This is a genomic window from Stenotrophomonas sp. SI-NJAU-1, from assembly GCF_020883215.1.
In the GTDB taxonomy this organism is placed as follows: Bacteria; Pseudomonadota; Gammaproteobacteria; order Xanthomonadales; family Xanthomonadaceae; genus Stenotrophomonas; species Stenotrophomonas indicatrix.
The window spans coordinates 1314996-1334904 of the sequence record NZ_CP086598.1; the positions used below are offsets into that span (position 1 = coordinate 1314996).

17 protein-coding genes are annotated in these 19909 nt (G+C 66.7%); 10 read left to right on the forward strand and 7 right to left on the reverse strand.

The annotated features are described in order from the left end of the window. The first annotated feature begins 29 nt into the window (after positions 1 to 29). Entirely contained in the window at positions 30 to 1004 is a 975-nt protein-coding gene (locus LMF57_RS06095; protein ID WP_025873771.1) for a cation diffusion facilitator family transporter, read from the forward strand. A 27-nt stretch (positions 1005 to 1031) separates the two neighbouring features. On the opposite strand, the gene nfi is transcribed toward LMF57_RS06095, so the two are convergent. Continuing rightward, complete coding sequence (gene nfi, locus LMF57_RS06100; RefSeq protein ID WP_025873770.1) at positions 1032 to 1712, reverse strand: deoxyribonuclease V; 681 nt, start codon at positions 1710 to 1712, stop codon at positions 1032 to 1034. 94 nt (positions 1713 to 1806) lie between these two features. Between nfi and gpmA the strand changes: the two genes are divergently transcribed. Then, the gene (gene gpmA, locus LMF57_RS06105; protein WP_025873769.1) at positions 1807 to 2556 is read left to right on the forward strand and encodes a 2,3-diphosphoglycerate-dependent phosphoglycerate mutase; all 750 of its coding nucleotides are present in this window, start codon (positions 1807 to 1809) and stop codon (positions 2554 to 2556) included. Between the two features lie 157 nt (positions 2557 to 2713). Continuing rightward, a complete protein-coding gene (locus LMF57_RS06110) occupies positions 2714 to 4804 on the forward strand; it encodes a M13 family metallopeptidase (protein WP_180831405.1) in 2091 nt (696 codons plus the stop codon). A gap of 77 nt (positions 4805 to 4881) precedes the next feature. Here the strand turns inward: LMF57_RS06110 and LMF57_RS06115 are convergent, their stop codons facing one another. From LMF57_RS06115 to rlmJ, 6 genes are all read right to left on the reverse strand, one after another. Next, positions 4882 to 5421, reverse strand: a complete 540-nt coding sequence (locus LMF57_RS06115; protein ID WP_208082589.1) for an Imm30 family immunity protein — start codon at positions 5419 to 5421, stop codon at positions 4882 to 4884. Further along, a complete protein-coding gene (locus LMF57_RS06120; protein ID WP_117309858.1) occupies positions 5402 to 6007 on the reverse strand; it encodes an HD domain-containing phosphohydrolase in 606 nt (201 codons plus the stop codon). The genes LMF57_RS06115 and LMF57_RS06120 overlap by 20 nt, the downstream gene beginning before the upstream one ends. A 183-nt stretch (positions 6008 to 6190) precedes the next feature. Then, positions 6191 to 6706 carry a hypothetical protein gene (locus tag LMF57_RS06125; RefSeq protein WP_117309859.1) on the reverse strand — a complete coding sequence of 172 codons (516 nt, stop codon included), beginning with the start codon at positions 6704 to 6706 and terminating at the stop codon, positions 6191 to 6193. 82 nt (positions 6707 to 6788) lie between these two features. After that, the gene (gene mfd, locus LMF57_RS06130) at positions 6789 to 10253 is read right to left on the reverse strand and encodes a transcription-repair coupling factor (RefSeq protein WP_033830682.1); all 3465 of its coding nucleotides are present in this window, start codon (positions 10251 to 10253) and stop codon (positions 6789 to 6791) included. 126 nt (positions 10254 to 10379) lie between these two features. Continuing rightward, positions 10380 to 10925: a GNAT family N-acetyltransferase gene (locus tag LMF57_RS06135; protein ID WP_025879325.1), complete on the reverse strand. Its 546-nt coding sequence runs from the start codon at positions 10923 to 10925 to the stop codon at positions 10380 to 10382. A gap of 95 nt (positions 10926 to 11020) precedes the next feature. After that, positions 11021 to 11878 carry a 23S rRNA (adenine(2030)-N(6))-methyltransferase RlmJ gene (gene rlmJ, locus LMF57_RS06140; RefSeq protein WP_117309861.1) on the reverse strand — a complete coding sequence of 286 codons (858 nt, stop codon included), beginning with the start codon at positions 11876 to 11878 and terminating at the stop codon, positions 11021 to 11023. A 35-nt stretch (positions 11879 to 11913) separates the two neighbouring features. Between rlmJ and creB the strand changes: the two genes are divergently transcribed. The 7 genes from creB to LMF57_RS06175 all read left to right on the forward strand — a co-directional run bounded on the left by creB (position 11914) and on the right by LMF57_RS06175 (position 19812). Further along, positions 11914 to 12639 (forward strand): two-component system response regulator CreB, encoded by a 726-nt coding sequence (gene creB / locus LMF57_RS06145; RefSeq protein ID WP_229291096.1) that lies wholly within the window; start codon positions 11914 to 11916, stop codon positions 12637 to 12639. Positions 12640 to 12642: 3 nt separating this feature from the next. Beyond that, positions 12643 to 14103 carry a two-component system sensor histidine kinase CreC gene (gene creC, locus LMF57_RS06150; RefSeq protein ID WP_140224912.1) on the forward strand — a complete coding sequence of 487 codons (1461 nt, stop codon included), beginning with the start codon at positions 12643 to 12645 and terminating at the stop codon, positions 14101 to 14103. Between the two features lie 81 nt (positions 14104 to 14184). Continuing rightward, on the forward strand, positions 14185 to 15498 hold the full coding sequence (gene creD, locus LMF57_RS06155; RefSeq protein WP_117309864.1) for a cell envelope integrity protein CreD: 1314 nt from the start codon (positions 14185 to 14187) through the stop codon (positions 15496 to 15498). 10 nt (positions 15499 to 15508) lie between these two features. Next, the gene (locus LMF57_RS06160; protein ID WP_099783339.1) at positions 15509 to 15919 is read left to right on the forward strand and encodes a hypothetical protein; all 411 of its coding nucleotides are present in this window, start codon (positions 15509 to 15511) and stop codon (positions 15917 to 15919) included. A gap of 257 nt (positions 15920 to 16176) precedes the next feature. Beyond that, positions 16177 to 17733, forward strand: coding sequence for a M20/M25/M40 family metallo-hydrolase (locus tag LMF57_RS06165; protein WP_229291365.1), 1557 nt, complete (start codon positions 16177 to 16179; stop codon positions 17731 to 17733). Between the two features lie 155 nt (positions 17734 to 17888). After that, positions 17889 to 19292 (forward strand): glutamate--tRNA ligase, encoded by a 1404-nt coding sequence (gene gltX / locus LMF57_RS06170; protein ID WP_208082592.1) that lies wholly within the window; start codon positions 17889 to 17891, stop codon positions 19290 to 19292. Between the two features lie 34 nt (positions 19293 to 19326). Further along, on the forward strand, positions 19327 to 19812 hold the full coding sequence (locus tag LMF57_RS06175) for a Fur family transcriptional regulator (protein WP_025879333.1): 486 nt from the start codon (positions 19327 to 19329) through the stop codon (positions 19810 to 19812). Positions 19813 to 19909: the final 97 nt, after the last annotated feature.

Sequence of the window (19909 nt, forward strand, 5' to 3'; positions counted from 1 at the left end):
CTGACTCCCATCGCAAAGGAGCTGTTGCCATGGGTCACGACCACGATCACCTGCCATCCGAGATCCGCCACGAGAAACCCTTGTGGTGGGCGCTCGGCCTGACCTCCACCTTCCTTGTCGTGGAGGTGGTCGGTGCATTCTGGACCAACAGTCTGGCACTGCTGTCCGATGCCGCGCACATGGCTACCGACACCCTGGCGCTGATGATCGCGCTGGTGGCCGTGCGGCTGAGCCGGCGCCCGCCGGACGCGCGCCGTACCTACGGTTATGCACGTCTTGAAGCACTGGGCGCGATGATCAACGGCGCAATGCTGTTCGTGGTTGCCGGCTACATCCTGTGGGAAGCCATCGGTCGCTTCCGCCAACCGCAGGAGATCGCCTCCACCGGCATGCTGGTGATTGCAGCGGTCGGCCTGGTGATCAACATGATCTCCATGCGCCTGCTGCAGGCCGGCAGCGGCGAGAGCCTCAACGTGAAGGGCGCCTACCTGGAAGTGTGGGCCGACATGCTCGGCTCGGTGGCGGTGATCGCCGGCGCGCTGTTGATCCAATGGACCGGATGGAAGCCGATCGACCCGATCCTGGCCGTTCTGATCGGTTTGTGGGTGCTGCCGCGCACGTATGTGCTGATGCGCGAGGCCATCAACGTGCTGCTGGAAGGCGTGCCCAAGGGCATGGACGTGGCCAGGGTCCGCGACCGCCTGTCCGACCACGACGCAGTGCTGGACGTGCATGACCTGCACGTGTGGGCGCTGGCGTCCAGCACGCCGGCACTGACCGCGCACATCGTGATGCGCGAAGGCGACGACGCCGACCGCCTGCGGCGCGAACTCGGTGATCGCCTGCACGATGATTTCGGTATCGAACACGTGACCCTGCAGATCGAAGCCGACCACTGCGGCGAAGCCTGTGGCCAGCCATCGGCGGGCAAGGACGACGATCACGCCGGACACGATCATGCAGCTGCCGATGCGCAGGGCCATCGCGGTCACGTGCATCGCTGAAGCGGGTGTGGTGGCCGGTGCCCGGCGCTACCTCTGTTCGTCGCGCCGTGAGGCCAGCCGATCCGCCAGCCGGGTCGGCTCTGGCAGGCGATAGCCGCGCAGCGTGCGCTGCACCCAAGCCAGCGCGGTATCCGCACTGACCCGATGCCCGCCGGCGACGAACAGCGGCTTGCAGCGCAGCTTGCTGCGCAGTACCCAGCCGAGCTGCTCGCCGCCGTCCAGCAACGGCGTGTGCGCGCCGGCCTCAGGGTCGGGCTCGATGAAGCGGCCTACCAGCTTCGATTTGGCCACGCCGATGCTCGGCAGGTCGGTCACCACGCCAAGGTGTGCGGCAATGCCCAGCCGGCGCGGATGGCTGATGCCATGGCCATCGACGAACACCAGGTCCGGTGCGCGCGGCAGTAACGCCAACGCAGCCAGCAGCGCCGGCAGTTCGCGGAAGCTGAGCAGGCCCGGGATATAGGGCATCACGGTGGGGATGCGGGCGATTTCCTGCGCCACCGGCTGCAGGGTGTCCGCGTCGAGCAACACGGCCGCAGCGCGGGTGATCGCGCCGTCTTCCTCGAAGCCGACATCCAGCCCGGCCAGCCAGCGCACGGTAGCGGGCAGCCGGTCCTGCCGCTGCACGCGGGTCGCCAGCTGCTTCTGCTGTTCGCGCGCGGCGCTGACGCTGCCTTCCCAGCGCCCGGGGTCGATCAGTGTATTCATCGGCCACAGGATGACATCCACACCGCCACGGCGCGGTGAGCGGGCGCCGGGGCTACAATGGCCGCCTGCCTTTCCTCGCGTTGGAGACCCTGCAGTGACCCGTAAACTCGTACTGTTGCGCCATGGCCAGAGCCAGTGGAACCTGGACAACCGCTTCACCGGCTGGGTCGATGTCGACCTGACCGAGCAGGGGCGCCGGGAAGCGGCTGCCGCCGGCCGCCTGATGCGCGAGGAAGGCCTGCAGTTCGACGTCGCCCACACCTCCGTGCTCAAGCGCGCCATCCACACCCTGCAGGGTGCGTTGGCCGAGCTGGAGCAGGACTGGCTGCCGGTGAACAAGTCCTGGCGCCTCAACGAGCGCCACTACGGCGGCCTGCAGGGCCTGGACAAGGCCGAGACCGCCGCCAAGCACGGCGAAGACCAGGTCAAGGTGTGGCGCCGTTCGTACGACATCCCGCCGCCGGCGATGGACCTGGAAGATCCGGGCCACCCGATCCACGACCGCCGCTATGCCGGGCTGGATCGCAACGCGCTGCCGGGCACCGAATCGCTGGCCACGACGCTCGACCGCGTGCTGCCGTACTGGCACGACGCCATCGCGCCGCAGTTGAAGGATGGCAAGACCGTGCTGGTCACCGCCCACGGCAACTCGCTGCGCGCGCTGTACAAGTACCTCAACAACGTCTCGCGCGAGGAAATCCTCGAGCTGAACATCCCGACCGGCATTCCGCTGCTGTTCGAGTTGAACGACGACCTCACCGTGAAGTCGTTCCGTTACCTGGGTGATCCGGAAGCGGCACGCAAGGCCGCCGAAGCCGTGGCCAACCAGGGCAAGGCGCGGTAGATACCCACCGTTGGTGGGTATTCCCCTGCTGGGTGTGTGCGGACCAACGGTCCGCACCTACCCGGTTGCGACCACGGGGGTTCCCCCTGTGACCTTTGGCCGGTCCCCACCATCGCCGCAGCGGCTACGCTGGACGATTCGCCGTTGGAGACATGCCATGAACGTCCGCAATCTGGTCCCGCTGGGCCTGACCATCGCCATCGCTGCTTCGCTCGCCGCCTGCGGCAAGAACGAGACCGCGCCCGCTGCCGACGCCGCCAAGCCGGCGTTCGACCAGTCGCAGATCAAGACCGCGCTGATCAGCCTCAACAGCGCCGATCTGGATCCGTCCATCGCCGCGTGTACCGACCTCAACGGCTTCGTCAACAGCAAGTGGCTGAAGGCCAACCCGGTGCCGGGCGACCAGACCACCTGGGGCAGCTTCGAAATCCTGCGCGAGCGCTCGCTGGAAGTGCAGCACGCGCTGGTGCAGCAGGCCGCCGCCAGCCAGGCCAAGGCCGGCTCGGTGGAAGCCAAGATCGGTGACATCTGGAAGACCGGCAACGACGAAGCGAAGATCGAGGCCGCCGGCCTGGCGCCGCTGCAGCCGACGCTGGACAAGATCGGCGCGCTGAACGACACCGCCGCCATCACCCAGTACCTGCGCGACAGCCAGGCGCAGGGCCAGGGCGTGCTGTTCTCGCTGTTCGCCAATGCCGATTACAAGGATTCGGCCAACGTCATTGCCTACGTCGGCCAGGGCGGCCTGGGCCTGCCGGAGAAGGGCTATTACTTCGACGACGCGCAGGCCAAGATCCGCGACGCCTACGTGGCCTACATCGCGCAGGTGCTGACGCTGTCCGGCGTGGACGCGGCGCAGGCTGCCGAACAGGCCAAGGCGGTGATGGCGTTCGAGACCCGCCTGGCCAAGGCCTCGATGTCGCGCATCGAAATGCGTGACCCGGCCAAGCGCTACAACCCGCTCAGCGCCGCCGATGCGGACAAGCTGACCCCGAACTTCAGCTGGACCGCGCTGTTTGACACCCTGAAGGTGCCGGCCGCGCAGAAGTTCTCGCTGGCCCAGCCGGGCTTCTTCAGCGAGATGGACAAGATGCTGGCCGACGTGCCGGCCGCCACCTGGCAGTCCTACCTGCGCTTCCACACCATCGACGACGCCTCGCCGTACCTGAGCAGCCAGTTCGAGAAGGCCAACTTCGAGTTCTACGGCAAGACCCTGCGCGGCCAGCAGGAAATGCAGCCGCGCTGGAAGCGTGTGCTGGAGTCGGTCAACGGCGGCATGGGCGAAGCCTTGGGCCAGCTGTACGTGGACGCGGTATTCCCGGCCGAATCGAAGGAGGCCATGCAGCACCTGGTGCAGAACCTGTCGGTGGCGCTGAAGGCGCGCCTGGAGCAGCTGCCGTGGATGGGCGAGGAAACCAGGAAGAAGGCACTGGAAAAGTGGGCCAGCTTCACCCCGAAGATCGGTTACCCGGACAAGTGGCGTGAGTGGACGGGCCTGCAGACCAACGGTGACAGCTATCTGGGCAACATGCAGGCAGCGCGTGCGTTCAACTACCGCTACATGCTGGACAAGATCGGCAAGCCGGTGGACAAGACCGAGTGGGGCATGACCCCGCAGACCGTCAATGCCTACTACAACGCCACCAAGAACGAGATCGTGTTCCCGGCGGCGATCCTGCAGGCACCGTTCTTCGATGCCAAGGCCGATCCGGCGCTGAACTACGGTGGCATCGGTGCGGTCATCGGCCACGAGATGATGCACGGCTACGACGACTCGGGCAGCCAGTTCGCCGCCAACGGCAACTTCGACAACTGGTGGACCGACAGCGACCGCAAGGCCTTCACCGAACGCACCGACCGGCTGGTCGCGCAGTTCGACGGCTATGAATCGGTGCCGGGCGTGTTCGTGAAGGGCAAGCTGACCCTGGGCGAGAACATCGGTGATCTGGGTGGCCTGACCGTGGCCTACGATGCCCTGCAGATGGCGCTGAAGGAGAACCCGAAGGCGAACGTCGAGGTGGACGGTCACAGCCAGGACCAGCGCTTCTTCATGAACTGGGCCACCGTGTGGCGTCGCAACTTCACCGACGGTGAGCTGCGCGTGCGCCTGAACACCGATCCGCATGCACCGGCGAACTTCCGTGCCAACGGCGCGCCGTCGAACATGCCGTCCTATGCCGCCGCGTTCCAGTGCAAGGCCGGTGATGCGATGGTGCGTGCCGACGACAAGCGCGTGGTGATCTGGTAAGCGCACCGGAGTGAGTGGAACGAAAAACCCGGCGAAAGCCGGGTTTTTTCTGCTTTCCAATGGCTGCCGATCCTGAGCTATCGGGGCTGGTTCGGAATCGATGCAATCATCATTGCTGCTTGCGGCCTCTTTTCAGGATTTCTTTCGAGAAACCCGCGCAGATAGGTCGCGATACGGTTCCTGTCGTGATGCTGGTTCAGCAACTCTCCATAAAGTTGAAGATGCGGTCGAGAGTTCATGATGCGATACGTGATGACATCGAGCCAGTCCGGGGCACGGTTTGCGAGCGTGCTGTTTGCATCGAGAACAGCCGAAAGGTAGCACTGCGCATCGAACGATTCCGCCAGTCCAATCAGGTCCTTCATCAAATCGATGTGCTCGGAATCGTCATCGAGTGCAAGCAGGATGCGCGGAAGGAAGGTGGCGTCCTTCCTTGTCGCTGCGTCCTGCAACAGGAGGTACTCCTGATTGACGTCGCTCTGTTCGCTCTGTGATTGCATGGTAGAAGTCCGCCCACGATTGGCCGCAGGTCGAGCATGGCGCGACCGTGCATACACATCAATCGAATTCCGCGTGGATTTCAGTTCGGTGTATTCATCAGGCCAGCGCGGGCTCACGCTTGAGCATGCCGTGGAAGCGACCCAGCACATACGGATCGATAAGCCCACCGGCCTGCTCATCAAGGATGCGCAGCACCGTCTCATGCTCCATCGCCGCGCGGTAAGGGCGCACGCTGGTCATTGCATCGTAGGCATCGGCAATGGTGACGATGCGGGCGCCGAGCGGAATGGCCTCGCCGTGCAGTCCATCGGGATAGCCGCTGCCATCGAACGCTTCATGATGGGCACGGATCAGTCGCGCGACCGGCGCGGCATCACTGCGGCCGGTGGCCAGGAAAATGTGCTCGCCGCGCACCGGGTGCTCGCGCATGATCGCGCGCTCTTCGTCGCTGTGCCGGCGCGGGCTCAGCAGTACCTCGTCGGGGATGCCGATCTTGCCGATATCGTGGAAGCGCGCGGCCAGGCCGACCTGCGCGCAGGCGTCCTCATCCAGGTCGCAGTGCAGGGCAAGGTGCTGCGCAAGAAGGCCCACGCGGTCACAGTGGTGGCGGGTATAGGCATCACGCATCTGCAGCGACATCGACAGGGCGTCGATCAGGCAGGCCTGCGCGTGCAGGAGGTCGGGAGGTCTGGGCTGGGGCATCGGAACTGGCGGCGCGGCGAAGCTGCGCAGAAAACGGAAAGGCCCGCGAGAGCGGGCCGGGGCGGCGCATAGGGTACCCGCATCGGTGTCACGCGGGGGCCATCAATGGCCCCGCGTGGGGCTGTGCGTTCAGTCGCATGCAGTATTCTGGCCCCGGCCGCATCGCAACCGGGGCTGCGCGGATCAGCCGGTGGTCTGCAGGTGGATGCGATGGGCTTTGGCGAAGGCGTCCTGCGCGTCGCTCAGGGTCTGCATGTCTTCGTCCATTCTGGTCACGGCCTCATCCAGCGTCTGCAGCAGCGGGGTGACCTGTTCTTCGCTGTAGCCATCGGGCAGGGCGGCCAGCTGTTCCATCACGGCGAACATCTGTTCGGTGCTCTTCAGGGAATCGAGCAGGTTCTGGTGCAGTGCATCGGCGTCCTTGCCATGAGTGAACTGTTGGACGAAGACCCGCCGGTCGGCGATTTCCTTGCGCGCGTTCTTCAGGCCGAAGCGATGCTGCTGCATGCTCTTGCCGTCCTGCAGCGACGCATGGAAGGATTCGCCGTTCGGGCCGTTGGTCCATTGCTCGACCATGCTGACCGTGCCGTTCCAGCTGGCGACATTCTCATGCAGGTAATCGCGGTTGCTCATGCCGCTGTGGCAGGCCGCAAGCAGGCCCAGGCTGGTGGCGAGCAGAAGGGGGGCGAAACGATTCACGGCAACACTCCTTGTCGCGGGCGCAGGAAACGGAAAGGGGGCCGGTCTGCCGCCCGCGGCGGACCGGCACCCTGCAGATCGATCAGCGCAGGGCCAGGGTCAACAGCAGTGCCCGCGCGGCATTGAAGCGGTCTTCGGGCAGCGGCAGCGGATGCTTGACGCGCAGCTTGTCCGGACCGTCCATGGCATAGAGGTTCGGTTGTTTCTGGATCAGCTGGATCACCGCCATCGGATCGATGTTCGGCTTGGATTCGAACACGATGCGGCCACCGTTCTCACCCAGGTCCAGCTTGCGGATGCCCAGCGAGCTGGCCTGCAGCTTCAGCTCGGCAATGGCGAACAGGTTCTTGGCCGCATCCGGCAGCAGGCCGAAGCGGTCGATCATCTCCACCTGCAGTTCGCGCAGCGCATCGCTGTCGCGCGCGCTGGAAATGCGCTTGTACAGCGTCAGGCGGGTGTGCACGTCCGGCAGGTAGTCGTCCGGAATCAGCGCCGGCACGTGCAGCTCGACCTCGGCGCCCCGCGCTTCTTCGCCGGCATCGATGTCGGGCAGATGGCCCTGCTTGATGCTGCGCACTGCGCGTTCAAGCAGCTCGGTGTACAGGCTGAAGCCGACTTCGGCCATCTGCCCGCTCTGGTCCTCGCCCAGCAGTTCGCCGGCGCCGCGGATTTCCAGATCGTGGGTGGCCAGGGTGAAGCCGGCACCCAGTTCGTCCATCGAGGCGATCGCTTCCAGGCGCTTTTCCGCATCCGGCGTGATCGAACGACGGTCGGGTACGACCAGGTAGGCGTAGGCGCGGTGGTGCGAACGACCGACGCGGCCACGCAGCTGGTGCAGCTGGGCCAGGCCGAAGCGGTCGGCACGGTTGATGATGATGGTGTTGGCGTTGGGGATGTCGATGCCCGATTCGATGATCGTGGTCGACAGCAGCACGTTGAAGCGCTGCTTCTGGAAGTCCAGCATCACCTTTTCCAGCTCGCGCTCGGGCATCTGCCCATGGGCGATGCCGATGCGCGCTTCGGGCACCAGCTCGGACAGCTCGCGCTGCATGCGGCCGATGCTCTCCACGTCGTTGTGCAGGAAATACAGCTGGCCACCGCGTGCCAGCTCGCGCTGGAAGGCTTCGCGCAGCAGCGCGTTGTCCCACTGGGTGATGAAGGTCTGCACGGCCAGCCGGTTCGGCGGCGGGGTGGCGATGATCGACAGGTCGCGCAGGCCGGCCATGGCCATGTTCAGCGTACGCGGAATCGGCGTGGCGGTCAGGGTCAGCAGGTGCACGTTGGCGCGCAGTGCCTTCAGCGCCTCCTTCTGGCGCACGCCGAAGCGCTGCTCCTCGTCGACGACGACCATGCCCAAGTCCTTGAACTTCACGTCCGGCTGCAGCAGGCGATGGGTACCGACGATGACGTCGATGGTGCCGGCGGCGACCTTCTCCAGCTCGGCCTTGATCTCCTTGGTGCTCTTGAAGCGCGACAGTACTTCGACCTTCATCGGATAGTCGGCGAAGCGGTCGCGGAAATTGCGGTAATGCTGTTCGGCCAGCAGCGTGGTCGGCACCAGCACCGCCACCTGCTTGCCAGCGCTGGCGGCAGCGAACGCGGCGCGCACGGCAACTTCGGTCTTGCCGAAGCCCACGTCGCCGCAGACTACGCGGTCCATCGGCTGGCTGCTGGCCAGGTCACGCAGGGTGGCGTCGATGGCAGCCAGCTGGTCGGGGGTTTCCTCGAACGGGAAACCGGCGGCGAACGGCTCGTACATCGCGCGGTCCACCTGCAGTGCCAGTCCGGCACGCGCCTGGCGGCGGGCCTGGATCTCCAGCAGCTCGGCGGCTACATCGCGCACCTTCTCGGCGGCCTTGCGCTTGGCCTTGCTCCACTGCTCGCCGCCCAGCGAATGCAGTGGCGCGGTTTCGGCGGACGCGCCGGAATAGCGGCTGATCAGGTGCAGCTGTGCGACCGGCACGTACAGGCGGTCGCCCTTGGCGTACTCGATTTCGAGGAACTCGCCGGGCATGCCGCCGACGTCCATCGCGATCAGTCCGCGGTAGCGGCCGACGCCATGGTCCTCGTGCACGATCGGCGCGCCTTCGGTCAGTTCGCCCAGATCGCGGATGATCGCTTCCGGCTCCCGTCCGGCGCGGCGCGTGCGACGGGTGCTGCCGGCGCGCTCGGGGAACAGCTGGCGTTCGGTCAGCACCGCGATGTGCGGCGCATCCAGGGCGAAGCCGTCTTCCAGCGGCGCCACGGCAATGGCGAAGCGTTCGTCGCTGGCCAGGAAGGACAGCAGGTCGGCCACCACCGGTGGCTTCAGCTCGGCGGCCTGCAGCACCTCCAGCAGGGCCTCGCGACGGCCCGGCGAATCGGCGGCGATCAGCACCCGGCCAGGGTAATGGCCAAGGAAGGATTTCAGCGCGTCACCGGCCGGTGCCTCGCGCGCGGCCACCGGCAGCGGCGGCAACGGCTGGTCGCCCAGCGCATGCGCCTCGGCGATGCGGGCGTGATCGGCGGCCCAAACCTCGATGCGCGGTGCGTCGTTCAAACGCTCGCGCAGCAGGTCCGGCGACAGGTACAGCGCCGACGGTGGCAGCAGCGGTCGTTCTACATCATGGCGACGTTGCTCGTAGCGCTCGCCGGTCTGCGTCCAGAACGTCTCTGCCGCTTCAGCGGCGCCCACGCAGACGACCGGCAGGCTGCCGGCAGGCAGGTAGTCGAACAGGGTGGCGGTGCGCTCGAAGAACAGCGGCAGGTAGTACTCGATGCCGGCCGGGGCCAGGCCCGATTTCAGGTCCTGGTACAGCGAACTGCGCCGGGTATCGACGTCGAAGCGCTCGCGCAGGGTCGCCAGCACCCGGGCGATGCTGGCGTCGTCCATCGGTACTTCGCGGCCGGGCAGCATGTGCACCGCTTCGACCTTGTCCAGCGAGCGCTGGCTTTCCGGATCGAACGCACGGATCGAATCGATGTCCTCGTCCAGCAGTTCCACCCGCAGCGGCTCGTCGGCGCCCATCGGGTAGACGTCAAGCAGGCCGCCACGCACCGCGAAATCACCCGGGTCCATCACCTGCGGCACGTTGCGGTAGCCGGCGCTTTCCAGGCGACGCTTCTCCGCTTCCAGGTCCAGGCGCTGGCCGACTTCAAGATTGAAGCTGCCACCGATGACATAGCTGCGGGGAGCCAGCTGCTGCAGCAGGGTCTGCACCGGCACCACCACCAGGCCACGCTTCAGCGTGGGCAGGCGGTGCAGGGCCGACAGGCGCTGCGAAATGATGTCCGGGTGCGGGCTGAAGCGATCGTAGGGCAGCGTCTCCCAGTCCGGGAACGCCACCACCGGCAGGCTCGGGTCGCCTCCCAGCAGGGTATGCAGATCCGCTTCGATCTGGTTGGCACCGTGGTTGTCACGGGCCACCACCAGCAGCGGCGCGTCATGCGTGCGCGCTGCCTGGGCCAGATACCAGGCCAGGGCAGTGGGCGAGGCGGGGGCGCGCCACCAGGCGCGAAGCTGGCCGGCACGTGGCAGCGGCGGGGCGGGATATTGAGTACGCGACATGAACCGCGGATTTTAGCAGAAGCCCCCGCCTGGCCCATGATCGTTGCGTGACCGGGGTAGCGCCGGGCCATGCCCGGCGAGCGCAGCGGTCGGATCAACATCGCCGGGCAGGGCCCGGCGCTGCCGTCAGTTGTCCAGTTCCAGCACCATCCGCACCAGGCCTTCGGCCCCGTTCGGATGCGGGACCGGCTTGAAGCCCAGCGAGGCGGCCAGCTGCTTCATCGGCTCGTTCTCGGCGGCGACATCGCCATACAGGCGGTCCAGGTACTTGCCGCGGCCCCATTTCACCAGCTTGCGCATCAGCTGGCGGCCAAGGCCCTGGCCGATCAGGAAGCGGCTGATCAGGATCGCGTACTCGGCCTCCCGGGTACCGGGGATGATCGAGGCGCGGGCCACCGCGCCGACCACGGCCTCACCAGCAGGCAGCGACTCGGCGGCGACCAGGGTGATCTCGGTCTTCGGGTTGGGATGGGTCAGGCGCTGGGTGGTTTCCGGTGACAGCTCGGTCACCGATTGCAGGAAACGGTCGCGGATTTCTTCCGGCCCGAACAGGCTGAAGGCGGCCTGCAGCGGCGCGCCATCTTCGGGGCGGATGGGGCGGATCAGCAGCTCGTGGCCGCTGGGAGCCTTGAAGATCTCATGCCAGGGCGGCATGCGGTTGCGAGTGGCCATACCGGGTGATTCCTTGGTGGTCCATCGATTGTGTCATCACCGGGGCTGCGTTCCGTGAACGAAAGGCTCACGGTCGTACAGCCTCGTGAAGGCCCTCATTCGGCCGTCTTCAGCCAGTCCAGGCGGGTGCTGGCGCCGGGCTCGCCCAGGTGCTGGCGCAAGGCCGGCAGGGCCGGGCCGACCACGCGGTCGAACTGCCAGGGGGCATTGAGCACCAGCATGCCGCTGCCGTTGAGGCGCAGCGGGGAGTCGTCCGGGCGGACCAGGAATTCGATGGTCAGTGCCGACTTCACCGGCAGCGCGGTGGCCTTGCGCAGGAAATGCAGGATGGTGCGGCGCTGCTTGATCGGGAACCAGACCGCACAGGTCGCCTGCGGCCAGCGCGCCAGGGTCTCGGCCAGCGCGGCAAGGATGGCCTGGTACTCGGCATCCTGGGCCTCGTACGGCGGGTCGATCAGGACCAGGCCGCGGCCGATCTTGGCACCATTGGCCTTGGGCGGCAGCAGCGAGCGCAGCAGCGCGTAGCCGTCGCCAGGGTGCACGCCGACGCGGCTGTCATGGGCGAACAGGGTCTTCAGCGAAGCGGCCTCATCCTCCTGCAGCTCGCACACCGCCATGCGGTCCTGCGGGCGCATGGCCTGCGCGCTGAGCAGTGGCGAGCCGGGGTAGGCGATCATCGCGCCGACCGGATTGTCGGCCTGCACCGCCTTGAGGTAGCGCTCGACCACCTCCGGCAGCTTGGGCTGGGCCATCAGCCGCATGACCCCGGATTCGGCTTCCAGGGTCTTGCGGCTTTCTTCGCTGGCCAGCAGGTAGCGGCCGGCACCGCCGTGGGTGTCGAGCACGAAGAACGGGCTGTCCTTGCGCTTGAAGCTGTCGATCAGGGCCAGCTGCACGATGTGCTTGAGGACATCGGCGTGGTTGCCGGCGTGGAAGGCGTGGCGATAGTTCATGGGCGGCAGTGTACGGGGCACGGGCCGCAGCGGCTATGCTGCGCGCCATGACAGCCCCTGTTACCCATGTCCTGGTGGTCGAAGACGAAGCGGCCATCGCCGAAACCGTGCTCTATGCGCTGCGCAGCGAAGGCTACGCCGCCAGCCATTGCCTGCTGGGCGGGCAGGCGCTGCAGCAGCTGCATGCCGGCGATATCGACCTGGTGGTGCTGGATGTCGGCCTGCCGGACCTCAGTGGTTTCGAGGTCTGCCGCCGGCTGCGGGCCCTGCCGGGGCCGGTGGCGCAGGTGCCGGTGATCTTCCTGACCGCCCGCAACGACGAACTCGACCGCGTGCTGGGCCTGGAGCTGGGGGCGGACGACTACATGGCCAAGCCGTTCTCGCCGCGCGAGCTTGTGGCACGGGTACGCGCCCGGCTGCGGCGTGCCACACCGGCTCCGGCGGCGCAGACCGCCGAGAGCGGCTGGCAGGAACACGGTGCCTTCGCCATCGATCGCGATGGCCGCCGCATCCGCTTCCAGGGCCATGCGCTGGACCTGACCCGCTACGAATACGCGCTGCTGGAGGCGCTGCTGCAGCGCCCCGGCGCGATCCTCAGCCGTGCCCAGCTGATGGACCGTGGCTGGGACAGTGCCGCCGAAAGCGCCGACCGAACCGTCGACACCCACGTCAAGACACTGCGCGCCAAGCTGCGGGCGGCCGGCGCCAGCGGTGAGCCGATCCGCACCCATCGCGGCCTCGGCTACGCCCTGGAGGTCTGACCCGTGCGTCTGGTCCTGAAACTGTTCCTGGGGTTCTTCCTGATCGTGGGCATCGCCGCGTTCTTCGTGATGCGTGTGTTCGTCAACGAAGTGAAGCCGGGCGTGCGCCAGGCCATGGAATCGACCCTGGTGGATGCGGCCAACGTGCTGGCGGAAATGGCCGCCGCCGACGTCAAGGCCGGCACCATCCGCAATGGCACCTTCACCCGCAACCTGGCCAAGGCCCGGCAGCGCGACCTGAAGGCGATGGTCTGGCGCTTCCCCAAGCGTGCGCTGGACTACCGGGTGACGATCACCGACGCCAAGGGCATCGTGATCTATGATTCGCTGGGCCGCGACGTTGGCCGCGACAATTCGCGCTGGAACGATGTCTATCGCACCCTGCGCGGCGAATACGGTGCGCGCTCCAGCCCGGAAACGCCGGGCGATGACAGCAACACGGTGATGCACGTGGCCGCGCCGGTGTACGACCCGGCCGATGGCAGCACGCTGATCGGCGTGCTCAGCCTGGCCCAGCCCAACCGCAGCATCGATCCGTTCATCGCCGCCAGCCAGCGAGCCATCATCGAGCGCGGTGCTTGGCTGATCGGCCTGTCGGCGCTGGTGGGCGTGCTGGTGACGATGTGGCTGACCAACGGCCTGGGCCAGCTCAGCCGCTATGCGCGTGCGGTCAGTGCCGGTGAACCGGTGCCGCCGCCGAAGCGGCGCAACGACGAGATCGGCGATCTTGGCCAGGCGCTGGAGACCATGCGGCGCAAGCTGGAAGGCAAGGCGTACGTCGAGCAGTACGTGCAATCGCTGACCCACGAGATGAAAAGCCCGTTGGCGGCGATCCGGGGGGCCGCCGAGCTGCTGCAGGAGCCGATGGCCGACGCTGACCGTGCGCATTTCGCACGCAGCATCGTCGACCAGCAGGAACGGCTGACCGAGACCATCGACAAGCTGCTGGCGCTGGCCGAGGTCGAGCAGCACGGCTGGTTGCAGACCCGTGATCCGATCGCCTTGCCGGTGCTGCTGCAGGAAGCCGCTGTGGCGGCGCAGGTACGCGCACAGGCCGCAGGTGTCCAGCTGCATATCGAGCAGGTGCCCGACCTGCGCGTGCAGGGCGATGGTTATCTGTTGCGACAGGCGTTGCACAATCTGATCGACAACGCGATTGCGTTCTCGCCACCCGGGGCACAGGTGTGGCTGAGTGCCCTGCCGGACGGGCAGGGCATGCGCCTGCAGGTTGCCGACCGTGGCGCGGGCATTCCCGATTACGCACGCGAGCGCGTGTTCGAACGCTTCTATTCGCTGGCCCGACCCGGCACCGGCCGCCGCAGTTCCGGCCTCGGCCTGCCCTTCGTGCAGGAAGTCGCGCGCCTGCATGACGGCCGCGCCAACCTGCAGCCGCGTGAAGGCGGCGGCACCATGGCCAGCCTGTGGCTGCCGCTGGCGATGCCGGGCCAGCGTCCGCGGCGCTGACTTCACACCCGCTTCAAATTCGCCACAAACCCTGCTCACCGCAGCCGTCCATCCTGCAGTCCTCTCCAACGAGGACGGACGATGAAATCCCTGAAGATGCTGCTGCGGTTCGCCATTGTCGGCGGCCTGATCCTGTTGCTGCTGATTCCGCTGTACCTGATCCGCAGCGTCATCACCGAGCGCAGCGCCTATCGCGAAGAAGCCTATTCGCGGGTGGCCGAAAGCCGTGCCGGTACCCAGCGGGTGGTCGGGCCGGTGCGCGTGGTGCCATGGTCCAAGCGCGAGCTGGTGGAAGTGGTCGATGTGCAGGGCAACAAGAAGAGCGAGCTGCAGACTACCCAGGGCTACTGGCTGCAGCCGCCGGCCACCCTGCAGATCAGTGGCGAGCTGCTGCCCGGCCAGCGCTCGGTCGGCCTGTTCAAGGTGCCGGTGTACAGCTGGAACGGCCAGCTCAAGGCGACCTTCAGCGAGGACGCCTACCCGGAGCACGATGGCATGACCTATGGCGAGGCCTACATCGCGCTGGGCGTGTCCGATGCGCGTGGCCTGGTCGGTACGCCGAACCTGCGGGTTGATGGGCAGCAGGTCAAGCTGCTGCCGGGCGTGGCCGGCGCATCCGCACTGGGCCGTGGGCTGCATGCACCGATCACCGGCATCACCCGCACCGGAGGCACCCTGGCGGCCAGCAGCGTGGAACTGGAACTGCAGCTTGATGGCAGCCGCTCGCTGTCGGTGGTGCCGGTGGGCGATGACAACCAGATATCCCTGCGGTCCAGCTGGCCGCATCCATCGTTCGCCGGTGCGTTCCTGCCGAACGAGCGGCGTGTGGATGCGCAGGGCTTCGATGCACGCTGGGCCGTGTCCTCGCTGGCATCGGACGCACAGCAGCGACTGCGCGAGGGCGATGACCTGGATGCACAGGCGGTGCAGGTTTCGCTGGTCGACCCGATCGATACCTATACCCAGGCCGACCGCGCGTCCAAGTACGGCGTGCTGTTCGTGGTGCTGACGTTCGTTGGTTTCATTTTGTTCGAACTGATCAAGTCGCTGCGCATCCATCCGCTGCAGTACCTGATGGTCGGCCTGGCGCTGGCGATCTTCTTCCTGCTGCTGATCAGCCTGTCCGAGCACATCGCCTTCTGGCAGGCCTACCTGGTTTCCGCGCTGGCCTGCATCAGCCTGCAGGCGGTGTACCTGGCCAATGTGCTGGGTCACTGGAAGCGGGGCCTGGGCTTCGCCGCGATGCTGACGGTGCTGTATGGCGCGCTGTATGGGCTGCTGGTCTCGGAAAACAATGCGCTGCTGATGGGCTCGCTGCTGCTGTTCGTGATCCTCGCGCTGGCGATGTGGGTGACCCGTCGGGTTGACTGGTACGCCCTGGCCGAACAGAAGTAAGGAGTACGCCATGGGCTGGCGCCAAGGATTGCAGCAACGGGCACGACAGGGCATTCCCGCGCTGTTGGAGGTGGATGCACTGCTGCAGGCCCATGGGGTACTGGCGGCCTTGCCGGGGGCACGGATCGCGCCCGGCCTGGTCCGCTTCCAGCTGGCCGCCATCACCTGCGAAGGATTGCAGCGGCGCGGGCTGGACTGGTTGCGGGAGGCGCGGCACGGACGCGGCGCGCTCGCCGGCAAGGTGCCCCGTTACCGGCCATGGAAGGCCGGGGCGGCGGCGTTGTCGGAGATCGGCATCGACGGGCTGCCGGCAGACTGGCCGGAACATGCGGCGGTGTTTGGTTGCAGCAGCATCGACCAGCGGCACTGGCTGCTGCTGTTGCCCGAACGCGCGCAGCTGTGGCTGGGGTGGAAGGGGTGACAGCGGAGGCCCCCTCCACGCGTGGCGCGGATCTACTGGGCTTCTTGTGGGTGCGGACCTTGGTCCGCAGCGCCCTTCGGTGGGGAAGCGCCATCCACGCATGACGTGGAGCTGCCAGATGCCCATGACCGATGGGACGGGGGCCGGGCGCCGCGGCTGGCTAGACTCGAGCGGATGATGATCGAGCCGAAGGGCAGGGGTGCGGCGTGTTGACGTGGAGCGGGCTGAAGTGGGGCGTGCTGGCAGTAGCGCTGGCGATGGGTGGCAATGCGGTGGCGCAGCAGCGCGAGCCGGTGGACCTGGACATGGTCGGCAAGATCCGCCAGCAGGCGTTCCACAAGTCGCAGGTGATGGATACCTTCAGCTACCTCACCGAACGCATCGGGCCGCGCCTGACCAATTCGCCGGCGATGGGGCGTGCCAACGCCTGGACCCGCGGCAAGTTCAGCGAATGGAAGCTGGACAATGTCCATGACGAAGCCTTCGACGAATTCGGCCGTGGCTGGGAATTCACCTCGGCCAGCGTGGAAATGCTGGGCGATCGCGTGCAGCCACTGCATGCGCTGCCCAAGGCGTGGACGCCGGGCACCACCGGCCCGGTCGAGGGCGACCTGCTGCAGGTGGACATCAAGAAGCCCGAGGACATCGAGAAATATCGCGGCAAGCTGCGTGGAAAGATCCTGCTGCTGGGCGAGGCCCGCGAATACAAGCGCGGCACCGACGCCGATTCGCACCGGCACGACGCCACCTCGCTGGAAGGCCTGCAGGAATTCACCCTGCCCAAGGACAAGGACGTGGCCGCCGATCGCGCCAAGCGGGTGAAGGAATACCAGGAGAAGCAGGCGCTGGCGGCGAAGGTCAACGCATTCTTCGTTGAAGAAGGCGCGCTGGCCTCGATCAGCATCAGCAGCTGGGACAACGGCATCATCCGCGTGGCCGGTGGCGGCTCGCGCAAGGCCGGCGAAGCGGTCGGCATTCCCGAACTGGCGATGATCGCCGAGCACTTCAATCCGCTGGTACGCGCGCTGGAAGCCAAGCAGAGCGTGCGCCTGCGCGTGGATGTGGCCGCACGCTTCACCGACGAGGCCGACCAGCCCGGCTACAACACCCTGGCCGAGATCCGTGGCAGCAGCAGGCCGGACGAGGTGGTGATGATCGGCGCGCACCTGGATTCCTGGCACAGCGGCACCGGCGCGGCCGACAACGCCGCCGGCGTGGCGGTGATGATGGAGGCCATGCGCATCCTCAAGGCCAGCGGCGCCAAGCCCAAGCGCACCATCCGGGTTGCGCTGTGGAGTGGCGAGGAACAGGGACTGATCGGTTCGCAGGCTTACGTGGCCAAGCACTTCGGTCGATTCCCCGAGCCCACCGACCCGGCGCAGAAGGCGCTGCCGGCCTCGCTGCGCGAACCGACCGGTGCCCTGCAGAAGACCCGCGACTACGGCAAGTTCCAGGTCTACTTCAACATGGACAACGGCTCGGGCCGCTTCCGTGGCATCTACGCACAGGAAAACCTGGCGGCGATGCCGATCTTCGAAGCCTGGCTCGCCCCGTTCCATGACGTGGGTGCAACCACCGTGGCCACCCGCAACACCGGCAGCACCGACCACATCAGCTTCGACCGCATCGGCCTGCCGGGCTTCCAGTTCATCCAGGACCGACTGGACTACTTCAGCAACGTCCACCACAGCCACCTGGACACCTGGGACCACGCCGAACCGGAAGACCTGAAGCAGGCCGCCGCCATCGTTGCCTCCTTTGCCTACCACGCCGCCATGCGCGAGCAGCCGTTCCCGCGCAAGCCCGAGCCCTGAAAAAGGGACGGAGGGGGATCAAGTCGTGTTTCCCCTCCGCTGCATCGGCGTTCTCCCGGGAGCGCGGCAATAGTGACTTGATCCCCTCCGTCCCCTTTTTCCGCAGGGGGCGGAGGGCTGGTAAAATCGGGGGATACCCGTTCCTCGAGCCCTCCATGACCTGCCGCACCCGCTTCGCCCCCAGTCCCACCGGCTACCTGCATATCGGTGGCGCCCGCACCGCGCTGTACTGCTGGCTGGAGGCCCGCCATCGTGGCGGCGAGTTCGTGCTGCGCATCGAGGACACCGACCGTGAACGCAGCACCCAGGGCGCGATCGACGCGATCCTGGAAGCGATGGAGTGGCTGGGCCTGGACTACGACGAAGGCCCGGTCTACCAGACCGAGCGCGTGGCCCGGTACAAGGAAGTGGCCGAGCAGTTGATCGCCGACGGCAAGGCGTACTACGCCTACGAAACCCGCGAAGAACTGGACGCCATGCGCGAAGCCGCGATGGCCAGGCAGGAAAAGCCGCGCTACAACGGTGCTGCCCGCGATCAGGGCCTGCCGTACAGGGACGATCCGAACCGCGTCATCCGCTTCAAGAACCCGCTTGAAGGCACGGTGGTGTTCGATGACCTGATCAAGGGCCGCATCGAGATCGCCAACAGCGAGCTGGATGACATGGTGATCTTCCGTCCGGACGGCTACCCCACCTACAACTTCGCGGTAGTGGTGGACGACTGGGACATGAAGATCTCCGAAGTCATCCGTGGCGACGATCACATCAACAACACCCCGCGCCAGATCAACCTGTACGAAGGCATCGGCGCACCGGTGCCGAAGTTCGGCCACATGCCGATGATCCTGGACGAGCAGGGCGCCAAGCTGTCCAAGCGCACCGGCGCGGCCGACGTGATGCAGTACAAGGACGCCGGCTACCTGCCTGATGCACTGCTGAGCTACCTGGCCCGGCTGGGCTGGTCGCACGGTGACCAGGAACTGTTCAGCCGCCAGGAACTGATCGACCTGTTCGATGTGAAGGACTGCAATTCCAAGGCCTCGCGCCTGGACATGGCCAAGCTCGGCTGGGTCAACCAGCACTTCCTGAAGACCGAGGAGCCGGCCGCGATCGCACCGCACCTGGTCTACCAGCTGCAGAAGCTGGGCCTGGACGTGTCCGCTGGCCCGGCGCCGGTGGACGTGGTGATCGCCCTGCGCGAGCGCGTGCAGACCCTGAAGGAAATGGCCGAGAAGGCCGTGGTCTGGTACCAGCCGCTGAACGAATACGATGAAGCGGCCGTGGCCAAGCACTTCAAGGCCGGCGCGGAACTGCCGCTGGGCAAAGCCCGCGAGCTGCTGGCAGCCCTGCCGGAGTGGACCGCCGAGGCCGTTGGCGTGGCCCTGCACGATGCAGCGGCGGCGCTGGAAATGGGCATGGGCAAGGTCGCCCAGCCGCTGCGCGTGGCCATCACCGGCACCCAGGTCAGCCCTGACATTTCCCATACCGTGTACCTGGCCGGACGCGAGCAGGCCTTGAAACGCATCGATGTGGCCATCACCAAGGTAGCAGCGGCCTGAGCCCTGCGGCCCACGCCCGAACTGGAGAACGCGCATGTCCGCCAAAACCGCCTGTACGGCCCCGCACCACCATGTCCACGACGCTTCGGATTTCGTGGCGGTGGTCGAGCGCGTCTCGCGTGAGCGCGGGCTGCGCCTCACCCCCATCCGCGCCAACGTGCTCAAGCTGATCGCCGAGGCCGGCAAGCCGGTCAAGGCCTACGAGCTGCTGGAGTGGGTGCGCAACGGCAAGGGGGTGGGCGCTGACGCCCCGCCCACCGTGTACCGCGCGCTCGACTTCCTCATGGCCAATGGCTTCGTGCACAAGCTGGAATCGGTCAATGCCTTCGTGGCCTGCCACCACCCCAGCAGTGCGGCCCATTCGGTGCCGTTCCTGATCTGCAACAGCTGCCACAGCGCGGTGGAACTGGAAGACCGCGAGATCGTGACCCAGCTGGAAAAGCGGGCCAAGGAGCTCGGCTTCCAACCGCAGGCACAGACATTGGAAGTACACGGACTCTGCGCCCGCTGCGCAGGCTGATGCGAGGGTAGTGCCGGCCGCTGGCCGGCTTCCTCGGGACTGGGGTCAGGTCCCTTTGCCACTGGCAAAGGGACCTGACCCATTTCATGACAATGCA

Coding starts and splice junctions, on each gene's coding strand:
- LMF57_RS06110 (WP_180831405.1), top strand. CDS start 2,714: ATGAACGTCCGCAATCTGGTCCCGCTGGGCCTGACCATCGCCATCGCT.
- nfi (WP_025873770.1), bottom strand. CDS start 1,712: ATGAATACACTGATCGACCCCGGGCGCTGGGAAGGCAGCGTCAGCGCC.
- mfd (WP_033830682.1), bottom strand. CDS start 10,253: ATGTCGCGTACTCAATATCCCGCCCCGCCGCTGCCACGTGCCGGCCAG.
- creD (WP_117309864.1), top strand. CDS start 14,185: ATGAAATCCCTGAAGATGCTGCTGCGGTTCGCCATTGTCGGCGGCCTG.
- LMF57_RS06165 (WP_229291365.1), top strand. CDS start 16,177: ATGGGTGGCAATGCGGTGGCGCAGCAGCGCGAGCCGGTGGACCTGGAC.
- rlmJ (WP_117309861.1), bottom strand. CDS start 11,878: ATGAACTATCGCCACGCCTTCCACGCCGGCAACCACGCCGATGTCCTC.
- LMF57_RS06175 (WP_025879333.1), top strand. CDS start 19,327: ATGTCCGCCAAAACCGCCTGTACGGCCCCGCACCACCATGTCCACGAC.
- creB (WP_229291096.1), top strand. CDS start 11,914: ATGCTGCGCGCCATGACAGCCCCTGTTACCCATGTCCTGGTGGTCGAA.
- LMF57_RS06160 (WP_099783339.1), top strand. CDS start 15,509: ATGGGCTGGCGCCAAGGATTGCAGCAACGGGCACGACAGGGCATTCCC.
- LMF57_RS06135 (WP_025879325.1), bottom strand. CDS start 10,925: ATGGCCACTCGCAACCGCATGCCGCCCTGGCATGAGATCTTCAAGGCT.
- gltX (WP_208082592.1), top strand. CDS start 17,889: ATGACCTGCCGCACCCGCTTCGCCCCCAGTCCCACCGGCTACCTGCAT.
- LMF57_RS06095 (WP_025873771.1), top strand. CDS start 30: ATGGGTCACGACCACGATCACCTGCCATCCGAGATCCGCCACGAGAAA.
- LMF57_RS06120 (WP_117309858.1), bottom strand. CDS start 6,007: ATGCCCCAGCCCAGACCTCCCGACCTCCTGCACGCGCAGGCCTGCCTG.